We start from the raw sequence: 12,105 nt of genomic DNA, 5'->3' as shown, positions 1-12,105 counted from the left end.
TGGGGACTGGGGACTGGGGACTGGGGACTGGGGACTGGGGACTGGGGACTGGGGACTGGGGACTGGGGACTGGGGACTGGGGACTGGGGACTGGGGACTGGGGACTGGGGACTGGGGAGAATATTTTCCTTTATCCTCCTTGCCCTCTGCCCTTTGGTAGTAATTGGCTAAAATCGAAAGTACAATCGCATCCAAGGAAATAGTAATGATCGGAAGGATTTGGCAAAAAATAGTGCAGTTTTTTCAGAGATTGTTTGGGCGCAGTGGAAGCAGAAGATCCAAATCCTCCCTAGCAGCTATAAAACAGCAAGCTCAAACGCCCAAACCATTAGAAAATGCTGATTACGAGTTTTTATTCATGCAGCTATTAGAAGGGATAGCTCATGGTTGGCAAGCGCCAAAAGTAGAAAAATTTTTCGCAGAATTAGACGATCGCACCACCGAAACTCAATGGATACAATGGATACGCAGCTTTGGTGAAAGATTACTCGCCTCACCTGCCCCAAACCAAGAATTAGCCATGAGAATGTTAGCATTAGGCGAAATGGGTTGTGGAGAAATTAGCGATACAGCAGGTGAAATTGGTTTTCAGTTATTACAAAAACATGAAAAACCATTAATACAAACACCAGAAACTTATAGCCCTTCCTCTACTGTTTTTCTTGCTGTTGATGAAGCAGGTAATTTTGCCGATCAACCGCAAACTATCTCCTTAGAACAACTTTGGGAATTACTCCAACAAGACCCAGAATTAGTGCAACAAATGGCAGCGTTACTACAAATTAATACTAACAATCCCGAAGAAATTATTCGGGTTTTGATGAATCAGTCCAATAGTAGTTTCAGTGATGAAATTTAGACGGATTAAAAACAAATTATCGTCTAAACCTTTTCGACAATTACGCTGGTAAACCAATCAAATTACCTGTACCAGGAATCACTTTACCAATGCAATAAGCAGCAATATTTTGTGATTCAAACCATTTGATAGTTGCTTCTTGTGCTTTTGGATTCACCAAAACTACAAAGCCAATTCCCATATTAAAAGTGTCAAACATTGCTTGAGGAGTAACTTTACCAGCAGCAGCTAACCACTCAAAAATTGGTAAAATATTCCAGCTATTCGGGATAATTTCAATTGATTGATTAGCACCCAAACAGCGAGGTAAATTTTCTGGTAAACCGCCACCTGTAATATGCGCCATGCCATGAATTTCAATTCCCGAAGCAATTGCAGCTAACACAGGTTTGACATAAATTTGAGTGGGAGTTAGTAATACTTCACCTAAACTTTTACCGCCTAATTCTTTTGGACGATCGCTCCAACTAAACCCACCATCATTAACAATTTTTCGCACCAAACTAAAACCATTACTGTGGACACCTTGAGAAGCTAACCCGATCGCCACATCCCCCACTTCCACCTGAGAACCTGACAAAAGTTGGCTTTTTTCCACCACACCCACACAAAAACCCGCCAAATCATACACCCCAGGCGGATAAAAACCCGGCATCTCCGCCGTTTCCCCACCTAACAAACTACACCCCGCCATTTCACATCCTTGGCTAATACCAGCCACCACCTCAGCCAGTTGTTCTGCTTCCAACTTTCCCGTCGCTAAATAATCCAAAAAAAACAAAGCTTCCGCACCAGAAGTCAGCACATCATTGACACACATTGCTACCAAATCAATGCCTACAGTATTGTGGCAATTTAAATCATGAGCCAACTTCAGTTTCGTACCTACCCCATCAGTTCCCGAAACTAAAACAGGTTCTCGATACCCGCTGGGTAACGCAAAAAAACCGCTAAAACCACCCAATCCACCAATCACTTCCGATCGATGGGTTTTATTCACCAAACTGCGGATTCGATCGACAAAAGCTCTACCCGCCTCTACATCTACACCTGCGTCTCGATAATCCATTCATTAATCTCCCACTTCATTCAATCTTCGCCCTTAATTAGGGGGTAAGTCTTACATTTTAGGTGTTAGGGAAAAAGACAATTCCCTACCCCCTATCCCCTATCCCCTATCCCCTAAATTTAGGGTGGCAAATTATGATAACAATTCCAAATGAATTAATAAATATTCTATAAAAATTTGTTTTATACTTCTCCAGTCAAAAAAGCTTGAAACGTAGATTATACCAGTAGTTATACTGAAATTTTATGGTTTAGTACAGAACTGCTGAATTGCAAATTCCGGCATATACCGATCCCCAATTCTAAAAGTTCATGGTAATCTGTTGCAGTTGCAAAATTTAGTAAAGCGAATACAAATCGACTACAAGTTAGCCGAAAAATTCTCGGCTTGGTGCTGATACCAAATAATCACAGCCCTCAATAGTAGCGATATTAACCTCGACAGAGCAAAAGCTTATGAAGCAAAGATTTTGGAGCGGCGTTTCTGCTGCCATACTAACAACTGCCCTGGGCACAACCCTTTCCTGCAATGCCGAAACTAACAAGGTAGCGGGAACGGAATCAGAAAACAAGCCAGCGGCAGCTGCTAGTCAACCTTCAACGCCAATCAATACTCCACCCGACACCATCAAAGTCGGAGAGTTTCAATCAAAGACTGGAAGTAATGCTCAAGAGCAGGTAATCGCAAAAATTCAAGCTCATGAAATAGCAGGTCGTCAAGCTGCAACCCTTTATTTACGAGACATCCCCGTTTTAACCTTTGTTAGTACTTCCCCAGTTGAGTCCAGCAGTGTCAAAGAAGGTACTTCATCTCAGAGTGGCAACCCACAAGTTGAAAGTGTAACGATCAACCCAACGGCAAGAGCCAGTACGATCGCCGCTAAGCTAAACCAACTAAATCGGGAAAACCTCGACGCTAGTCAAATCACAGTTACTTACGCTGGAAGCAACAAAGTAAGTAACAGTAACGAAGAAACATTACAAGCACAAGCAAACACAGCCAGCAATCAAAAAACCGCGTTATTAGCTAAGGTTAATCGCGATCGCTACATCATCAAAATCAACGGTGAAAAATTAGTAGAAATCACCGAAAACACCAGACTGCCAGATACCACAAATAACCTAGCTGAAGATGCCCTCCAAGCCACCAACAGAATCCGGCGACTGATGGGCAACGCTCCCCCCTTAACCGAAATACCCGGTAAACCTACGCCGCAATCTCAGCCGGGACAAGTTGCATTTCTCCGTACTCAACCCACAATTAAAGCAATTCTCAGAGGGATTGCTTCTTGGTATGGCCCCGGTTTTCACGGCAATCGGACCGCCAACGGTGAAAGATACAACCAAAATTCCCTCACAGCTGCTCACCGTAGCTTACCCTTTGGCACAATGGTCAGAGTGACCAACTTAAGAAATGGTCTGTCAGTAGTAGTCAGAATTAACGATCGCGGCCCATTCACCAGAGGTCGGATAATCGACCTTTCCGCCGCCGCCGCTAGAACGATCGGGCTAACAAGCTCAGGAATAGCTCGTGTAACCGTCGAAGTCTTAGGTGAACCACAAGTAGCCACCAATAACTAAAGACAAGGGGACAAGGAGAATTTTTAAAAGCCTTCTGCCCCCCTGCCCCTCTGCCCCCCTGCCCCCCTGCCCCCCTGCCCCCCTGCCCGATTTCCACCCATCAACAGTGTCTTTTCTGCCGGATTCGCTATAAACTACTATCGATCTAAATTCGGTGGAAACCTGAAGGAATCAAAGTGCGCCTGTTTACTACAGTTGCGGCACTGCGCTGCTACCTGCGGCAAGCCCGTGCTGGACAACCTAATTCTGAGTTTGAAGTTGGCTTGGTTCCTACGATGGGAGCTTTGCACGCAGGTCATCTCAGCTTGATTGAAAAAGCTCGAAAAGAAAATAATCTGGTAGTAGTTAGTATTTTTGTCAATCCCCTACAATTTGGGCCAACAGAAGATTTTCACAAGTATCCCCGGCAACTAGAGATCGATCGCCAATTTTGCGAACCAGCTGGGGTAGATGTGATTTTTGCTCCTACTCCAGCAGAACTGGGAATAATTCCCCTGGCAAAAGTTACACCAGAGGAAAGTTCTTTACCCGTAACAGAAGTCATCCCACCAGCGGCAATGATTTCTGTGATGTGTGGACGATCGCGTTTGGGACATTTCCCAGGCGTAACTACCATTGTGGCTAAGTTATTCAACATAGTACAACCGGACAAAGCTTATTTTGGTCAGAAGGACGCGCAGCAACTAGCGATTATTCGCCGCATGGTACAGGACTTGAATTTCCCGATGAAAATTGTCGGTTGTCCGATTATTCGGGAACCTTCTGGACTAGCGTTAAGTTCTCGCAATCAATACTTGACCCCCGAACAAAAAGCAGAAGCCACGATTTTATATCAAGGACTAAAACAAGCAGAAATCGCTTTTCATAAAGGAGAAGTAAAAAGTCAGCAGCTAATTGCCATTGTTAAGGCACAATTAGCAAGGGTATCTTCTCTTCAGACAGAATATGTGGAGTTGGTACATCCAAATACACTAAAACCTTTAACAGAAATTGAGGAGGTTGGACTGTTGGCGATCGCAGCGAGGTTGGGTTCTACCCGTCTCATCGATAATATTCTTCTTGACAAACGTCTGCCCATTGTGGCTATTGATGGCCCAGCGGGTGCAGGAAAATCTACGGTAGCCAGATCGGTAGCCCAAACTTTGGGACTACTATATCTGGATACGGGTGCAATGTACCGAGCTTTAACTTGGTTAGTCTTGAAATCAGGTATTTCTGTTGACGATCGACCAGGAGTGACAGAAATTGCTAGTACTGCTCAAATCGATCTCCGCATGAGTGACGACCCCCAAACCGGGGTGCGGGTGTGGATTAACGGTCAAGAATGTACTCAAGAAATTCGCTCTGTAGAAGTAACTTCTAATGTTTCTGCGATCGCAGCCCAAAAAGCTGTTCGTGACGTATTAGTTCAACAACAGCAACAATGGGGTGAAAAAGGCGGATTAGTTGCCGAAGGTCGAGATATTGGAACTCATGTTTTCCCCGATGCGGAACTCAAGATTTTCTTAACGGCATCAGTCGCAGAACGTGCCCGTCGCCGTCGTGCTGATTTACTGGCATCAGGCGAGGCGGAACTCAGTTTAGAAAAAATGCAAAAAGACCTTTCGGAACGCGATTGGAAAGATAGCAACCGTGATATTGCACCTCTGCAAAAAGCTGCTGATGCGATCGAAATTCAAACCGATGGCTTAAGCATTACCCAAGTTACTGAGCAAATTGCTAGCCTCTACTGGGAAAAAACCAACCACTAGCAATTTAGAACTCTTTGCCTAGATCTCCGACCTTTTAAAAGTCGCCGGGGGTCTAGATTAAGACTTACGCACTCTCAGCCTGAAACCCAGATCCCCCCTAGCCCCCCTTACCAAAGGGGGGAATTTCTCAAGCCCCCTTGGTAAGGGGGTTGGGGGATCTGAGTGCGTAAGTTCTATAGATTTTAAGACTTACGCACTCTCAGCCTGAAACCCAGATCCCCCCTAGCCCCCCTTACCAAAGGGGGGAATTTCTCAAGCCCCCTTGGTAAGGGGGTTGGAGGATCTGAGTGCGTAAGTTCTATAGATTTTTTTATCTTATTCTTTCCTCTGCGGAAATTCTTTGAGGATTTACACTCCAAACCCATTTTTTTAACGTAATTCCGTTATTTTAGAGTCAAAGTAGTAACGAAAAATCAGGTTTCTTGACCTATGACGACGTAAGTCAGATGCTTTTGCCATTTTTTCTAAATTTATTTCCCACTTATAGTAATTTGGGCAATTTTATGTGTATAACTTATATCAAATAACTTTTTGTTGTTTCAGCTTCTGGCATGACAGAATTATCTAGCTCAAGCAAACTCAGTGCTTTTTCCTAAAAGTTTGTGGTTATACAAAGACGCTGAACATTTCAATTTTATAATGAGGAGTGTAAAAAGAATCAAATGATCAAGGTTAGTCGCAGAAACTTGCGGGCTTTCACTTTTATGACTTTGTGCGGTGCTGTTTTTAGTTTTGTCATTGGTTTGAGCCTGTCAATTAATCACTACCGTCAGCCAGTACCTTACCAGAATCATCCCGTAGTAACAGCAACACCACATTTACCAATAAATGATTTGGATACAGAGAAAAAAGAGAAGCAAAAGTCACAACTAAAGCTAGGCGATCGGGAAAAAGTTCCCGTTGTTGACAAAAACAAACTAGAACCGCAAGCTTTTAACCCACCTGCCAACTTTCAGGGAAAAACTCTCAAAGAAGTTCATGTGGCGGCGCAAAATAAAGTCATTGCCTTGACATTTGATGATGGCCCTTGGCCGAAATATACGCAAAAAATTCTAGAAATACTTAAGAAAAATGATATTAAGGCAACATTTTTCTGGATTGGGCGAAATCTGAAGGCATTTCCTGAGATTGGCTTACAAGTAGTTGCAGAGGGTCATGCGATCGGCAATCACACTTGGAATCACTCCTACCGGAGAATGAGTCAAACCCTTGCCTCCCACGAAATTGAGGATACCGCAGCAATTATCGAAAGCACCACGAAAGTAAGAACCACGCTTTTTCGTCCCCCAGGCGGAATTTTGACCAATGGGCCAGCAGGTTACGCCCTCTCACACAAATATGCTGTATTGATGTGGTCAGCTGATTCTACAGATTATGCCCGAAGAATTTCTGTAAATACGATGGTTCAAAAGGTTCTTAACAGCGCCAAACCTGGAGGCATGATCCTAATGCACGATGGTGGAGGCGATCGCCAACGCACCGTTCAAGCCCTACCAATCATCATCAACTCCCTGAAAAAACAAGGCTACAAATTCGTCACCGTTCCCGAACTGCTAACAATGGAAGAAAGCAAAGGCACTTCGGTGGGACAAGGACACAAAGAAGAGGAGCAGGGGAGCAGGGGAGCAGGGGAGCAGGGGAGAGTTGTTGATGTAAATTAAGAAACTTCTCCCCAGTCCCCAGTCCCTAAACTGAACTGAGAACCTTATCTGCCGTTGCTTCTGGGTTAGCTTCAGGAGAATCAGCTTCCGAAGGCGGAACTACTTGCCAGAACATCGGCAGATAAGACTGCCAATTTTCTAGAATTAGTTTCGCTTTTTTGCTGTCAGTGCGATCGGCATGAGCAGCAATCAATTCCTTTAACTGCGCTTCCCCAGCAGCAGTTAACACCCGTTGGACTTTAACAATTTCCGGGTTAACTTTCTGAGAAAAACTACCATCTTCATCTAAGAAATAAGCCAAACCGCCTGTCATCCCAGCGCCGACATTGCGACCTACTTTACCCAAAACCACAATTACACCACCAGTCATGTATTCACAACAGTGGTCGCCAGCACCTTCAATCACTGCTTTAGCCGCTGAGTTCCGCACTGCAAAACGTTCCCCAGCTTGACCGCAAGCGTACAATACGCCACCAGTTGCCCCATAAAGGCAAGTATTACCGACAATCACATTGGCTGACGCATCGTAAGTAGCTGACTCTGATGGCTTAATAACGATCTCTCCACCGTGCATTCCTTTACCGACATAATCATTTGCCTCACCTGACAAATTCAAGATTACTCCTGGCAAATTGAAAGCGCCGAAGCTTTGACCGACACTACCCGTTAAATTGAGCGTAATTCGACCTTCAAATCCAGTATTACCGTAAGTTGAAGCGATCGCACCCGCAATCCGAGTCCCGAAAGTCCGGTCAGTATTTACCACCCCGACATCTTTAGTCACCTCAGAAGAGTGCGTAATCGCTGCCGCAATTTCGGGATCTGCTAAAAGTCGATCGTCTAAAACTGGGCCATTGGTATGTACTTCTTCATGTGACAACCAACTGCGATCGACTCTAGTATCCGGTAAAGCCAACAGGTAAGATAAATCCAAATGTTCTGTCTTCGCCAGTTGAACATCTTCCCGCATTTTCAACAAATCAGCCCGACCAATCAAGTCATTGAGAGTGTGATAGCCGAGTTTTGCCAAGATCGATCGCACTTCTTCGGCTACATAATAGAAGAAATTCACCACATTCTCCGGCACACCAGAAAACCGTTTCCGCAGTTGTTCCTGCTGAGTCGCTACACCAACCGGGCAATTATTAGTGTGACAGATCCGCGCCATAATACAGCCCTCAGCGATCATCGCGATCGATCCAAAGCCATATTCCTCGCCACCCATCAAGGCACCCATCACTACATCCCAGCCAGTTTTAAAGCCACCATCAACTCGTAAAATCACTCTGGAACGCAATTGATTTTCCATCAACACCCGATGGACTTCAATTAAACCCAACTCCCAAGGACTTCCGGCGTGTTTAATCGAAGACAAAGGCGAAGCCCCAGTCCCCCCGTCATGACCAGAAATTTGGATAATATCGGCGTTAGCTTTAGCCACACCCGCAGCGATCGTACCAATCCCCACTTCAGCCACTAATTTCACCGAAACCGCAGCCTTGGGGTTAATTTGGTGTAAATCAAAGATTAACTGCGCTAGGTCTTCGATCGAATAAATATCATGATGCGGAGGCGGAGAAATCAAAGTCACACCCGGCTTAGAACGCCGCAACATCGCAATATAAGGACTAACCTTCTTACCCGGTAACTGTCCACCTTCTCCGGGCTTGGCACCTTGAGCAATCTTAATCTCAATTTGCTTGGCACTCATCAAGTATTCTGGAGTTACGCCAAAACGACCAGAAGCCACCTGTTTAATCGCACTAGAAGCAGTATCCCCATTCCGCAAACCTTTCAAATGCGGGAAAGTAGGCGACAATCCATTTTCGTCTACATCATGGAGAATCTTGTAACGCTTCGGATCTTCTCCACCTTCCCCAGAATTAGATTTACCACCAATTCGGTTCATGGCGATCGCCAAAGTCTCATGCGCCTCCGGTGACAAAGCACCCAAAGACATTCCCCCAGTGGCAAATCGCTTCATAATCTCCTGGGCAGATTCTACCTCTTCAATCGGGATTGAAGGGCGATCGCTCTCAAACTCTAACAAATCCCGCAAAGCCGTAACCGGACGTTCGCTGAGAATTTTCCGATACAGTTCATAGTAATTAGAAGGGGACTGGGGACTGGGGACTGGGGACTGGGGTAGAGACGTTGCATGCAACGTCTCTACAGCTTTATATTCTGCTACTGCTTTATGCAAAGCTTTAGCCATTTCCGGCGAGTTCATGTGATATTCACCACCCGGACGGAACTGCACAAAACCGAAGTTTTCCAGTTTCTTAATTGTTAATTCTGGGAAAGCTTTACTGTGGAAAGACATCACTTCCGATGCCAATTCTTTCACAGTTAAACCACCAATCCGAGAAGCTGTACCCTTGAATCCTAATTCTAATAATTCTGGGCCAATTCCAATTGCTTCAAAAATTTGTGCTCCTTGGTAAGAAGAAAGCAGCGAAATTCCCATCTTCGAGAGAATCTTCAACAAGCCATCTTCCACAGCTTTTTTATAATTAGCTTGCGCTTTTTCCAAAGTACAAGCAGCAATTTTCCCTCGTTCCATCATGCTTTGAGTCTTGGGATTTGACCACCAACTCCGCACAGATTCAAAAGCTAAATAAGGACAAACAGCCGCCGCACCATAACCAATTAAACAAGCAAAATGATGGGTACTCCAACATTGTGCTGTATCAATCACGATCGATACTTTCATCCGCAATCCTTCACCAATCAAATGATGGTGAACTGCCCCCATAGCCAACAAGGTCGGAATATAAGTACAATCGGCACTAATTCCTCCATCTGTCCTGTCACTTAAAATCAAAATCTTCGCGCCAGATTTCACTGCTGCATCTGCATCAAGGCAAAGTTTATTAACAGCAGCTTTCAAACCATCAGGACCAGAAGCTACGGGATAAAGTGTAGACAAAGTAGCTGTAGGGGCGGGTTTTGTTGTAGAATTTTCGGCTGTGTTAACAGAGTTATCTCCTAAACCCGCCCTTACAAAACCCGAATTCCTTACGGCATCCAAATCAGTTTCACTCAAAACCGGAGACTGAATTAATAACTTTTTCGCATACTCTGGGTTGGCTTCTAAAATATTACCCCGTTCGCCCAAAGTCATGCTCAAAGACATTACCAATTTTTCCCGCAAGGGATCGATCGAAGGATTAGTAACCTGAGCAAAACGTTGCTTAAAATAATTGTAGAGTAAATGGGGACGACCCGAAAGAATCGCCAAAGGAATGTCATCACCCATGCAGAAAGTCGGTTCCTTGGCATTTGCTGCCATTTCCTCGATAATCATTTCTACATCTTCGATCGTATAACCAAAAGCCGACTGCCAACGCAGCAAATCTCGATCGTCCAACAAGCGAGTTTCTGGGAAAGGTTGAGATTGTAAAACTTGCCGATTTTTCAACCATTCACCGTAAGGATGATGTTGAGCAATTCTAGTCTTCAGTTCCCAATTTTTCAGAACTTCCTGAGATTCTAGATCGACTGCAATCATTTGCCCAGGCCCCAGGCGACCTTTTTCCAGAATTTCTGCTTCAGGAACATCAACCACACCAGCTTCTGAAGCCACAATAATGCAGCCATCTTTAGTAATCAGAAATCGGGCGGGTCTTAAGCCGTTGCGATCGAGTGTAGCACCCACCTGTTTCCCATCACTAAATACTAACAGCGCCGGACCATCCCAAGCTTCCTGCAAACCGCTGTAATACTCGTAAAAATCAACAATTTCTTGATGTTCTAACAAATCCGGCTGATTTTTATAAGCCTCTGGCACCATAATCATTAATGATTCCATTGGAGAACGCCCAGAACGCACCAGCAATTCTAAAACATTATCCAAATTTGCCGAATCACTATTTTTCGCATCCACAGAAGGTTTTAAATCAGCAATATTTTCTCCCCAAACTGGATGCGCCAACTCTGATTTTCGCGCCATCATCCAGTTAATATTGCCCAACAAAGTATTAATTTCCCCATTATGCCCCAACAACCGCATTGGTTGAGCCAAAGGCCATTTAGGCATAGTATTGGTGCTAAAACGACGATGGTAAACGGCGAAATTACTCTTATATTCTGGGTTTTTCAAATCTGTATAAAATTCTGCCAATACTGCCGATCGAACCATGCCTTTATAAACAATCGTCCGGCAAGAAAAAGAACAAATATACAGATCGTCAGGCCATTTCAAAGAAGTTTCCGTTTCTAATCTTTTCCCAATTCGCCGCCGCACTAAATACAAATGTCGCTCTAATTCATCCCCTTGCAGCGCCTCAGACTTAACAATTAACTGCTCAATTTTTGGCTGATTTTCCCTAGCTTGAATCCCTAAAACATCAGTTTCCACAGGAACTTTTCGCCAAGCAACTAACGTCAGCTTTTCCTCTGCTAAAACCCGTTCAATTACATGACGGACAATTGATGCTTTCTGCGCTTCTGGTGGCAAGAAAACCATACCCACAGCCAAGCGAGATTTGTCAGTTTCACCACCTAACCAATCCTGCAACAAATCCCAAGGAATCGCAGTCATGACTCCCGCCCCATCTCCAGAGTCATAATCTGCACTACAACCGCCTCTATGTTCCAAACAGGCTAGAGCAGATAACGCTTTATCCACAATATCATGGCTAGCGTGTCCATCCTGATTAGCAATAAAACCAACACCACAAGCATCTCTTTCTTCTACTAACCAAGGTTGACCCAAATAGCCAACATTAGATAGTTGATTTGATTCGTTTAGCAAAGTATTTTCCTGCGAAATTCTCTGATTCATGGATTGACTCATCTGTTACTACTTTCTTGATTGACGTGAATGTTTCGGCAAAAATTAAACAATTCAAAACTCGACCATAATTTTTGGATTAACAAGATTTAGAGGTTTTATGTAGAGACGTTGTATACAACGTCTCTACATACTTCAGAATCAATCCCGAAATCCTCAAATCCTTTAATCCCGATCCAGGGTTGAATTAATTTAGATACTCATTTCGTTCTTTTAAGATCTTAAAAAAGTAAATCGACCTAAGAACAACTTCTAAACAAATAAAAACTGCAATTGGATTCACTTAATTCAAGAAGCTCTCTTGATAGCCAAAGTACAGCGACTCACTTGCGACAGATGTTTAAGATTCTATAAAAAAAGTTGTACGCAAGCAACACCTAATTTGGTATC

At 44.1% G+C, this 12,105-nt stretch carries 7 protein-coding genes; 4 read left to right on the top strand and 3 right to left on the bottom strand.

Features of this window, described 5'->3' with window-relative positions; all coding sequences use genetic code 11:
* Window positions 1-195 (bottom strand): hypothetical protein (locus ACE1B6_RS07885; RefSeq protein ID WP_413256701.1); only part of this gene is annotated, 195 nt, incomplete at its 3' end.
* Window positions 196-205: 10 nt separating this feature from the next.
* Here ACE1B6_RS07885 and ACE1B6_RS07880 point away from each other — a divergent pair.
* Window positions 206-859, top strand: a complete 654-nt coding sequence (locus ACE1B6_RS07880; protein ID WP_413256700.1) for a hypothetical protein — start codon at window positions 206-208, stop codon at window positions 857-859.
* A 40-nt stretch (window positions 860-899) separates the two neighbouring features.
* Here ACE1B6_RS07880 and purM read toward each other — a convergent pair whose 3' ends face one another.
* Entirely contained in the window at window positions 900-1,928 is a 1,029-nt protein-coding gene (gene purM, locus ACE1B6_RS07875; protein WP_413256699.1) for a phosphoribosylformylglycinamidine cyclo-ligase, read from the bottom strand.
* Between the two features lie 455 nt (window positions 1,929-2,383).
* Here purM and ACE1B6_RS07870 point away from each other — a divergent pair, with 455 nt between their 5' ends.
* The 3 genes from ACE1B6_RS07870 to ACE1B6_RS07860 all read left to right on the top strand — a co-directional run bounded on the left by ACE1B6_RS07870 (window position 2,384) and on the right by ACE1B6_RS07860 (window position 6,920).
* Window positions 2,384-3,508 (top strand): septal ring lytic transglycosylase RlpA family protein, encoded by a 1,125-nt coding sequence (locus ACE1B6_RS07870; protein WP_413256698.1) that lies wholly within the window; start codon window positions 2,384-2,386, stop codon window positions 3,506-3,508.
* 176 nt (window positions 3,509-3,684) lie between these two features.
* Window positions 3,685-5,259, top strand: a complete 1,575-nt coding sequence (locus tag ACE1B6_RS07865; RefSeq protein ID WP_413256697.1) for a bifunctional pantoate--beta-alanine ligase/(d)CMP kinase — start codon at window positions 3,685-3,687, stop codon at window positions 5,257-5,259.
* A gap of 662 nt (window positions 5,260-5,921) precedes the next feature.
* On the top strand, window positions 5,922-6,920 hold the full coding sequence (locus ACE1B6_RS07860) for a polysaccharide deacetylase family protein (RefSeq protein WP_413256696.1): 999 nt from the start codon (window positions 5,922-5,924) through the stop codon (window positions 6,918-6,920).
* Between the two features lie 25 nt (window positions 6,921-6,945).
* Here ACE1B6_RS07860 and ACE1B6_RS07855 read toward each other — a convergent pair whose 3' ends face one another.
* Window positions 6,946-11,706 carry a glutamate synthase-related protein gene (locus ACE1B6_RS07855; RefSeq protein ID WP_459562986.1) on the bottom strand — a complete coding sequence of 1,587 codons (4,761 nt, stop codon included), beginning with the start codon at window positions 11,704-11,706 and terminating at the stop codon, window positions 6,946-6,948.
* Between the last annotated feature and the right edge of the window lie 399 nt (window positions 11,707-12,105).

This window comes from Floridaenema fluviatile BLCC-F154, from assembly GCF_041929135.1.
Classification (GTDB): Bacteria; Cyanobacteriota; Cyanobacteriia; order Cyanobacteriales; family Aerosakkonemataceae; genus Floridanema; species Floridanema fluviatile.
This window is presented reverse-complemented; position numbering and strand designations above follow the sequence as displayed.

What these genes read in the sequence shown, in the direction of transcription:
- ACE1B6_RS07880 (WP_413256700.1), top strand. Translation starts at nt 206, where the DNA reads ATGATCGGAAGGATTTGGCAAAAAATAGTGCAGTTTTTTCAGAGATTG.
- purM (WP_413256699.1), bottom strand. Translation starts at nt 1,928, where the DNA reads ATGGATTATCGAGACGCAGGTGTAGATGTAGAGGCGGGTAGAGCTTTT.
- ACE1B6_RS07870 (WP_413256698.1), top strand. Translation starts at nt 2,384, where the DNA reads ATGAAGCAAAGATTTTGGAGCGGCGTTTCTGCTGCCATACTAACAACT.
- ACE1B6_RS07860 (WP_413256696.1), top strand. Translation starts at nt 5,922, where the DNA reads ATGATCAAGGTTAGTCGCAGAAACTTGCGGGCTTTCACTTTTATGACT.
- ACE1B6_RS07855 (WP_459562986.1), bottom strand. Translation starts at nt 11,706, where the DNA reads ATGAATCAGAGAATTTCGCAGGAAAATACTTTGCTAAACGAATCAAAT.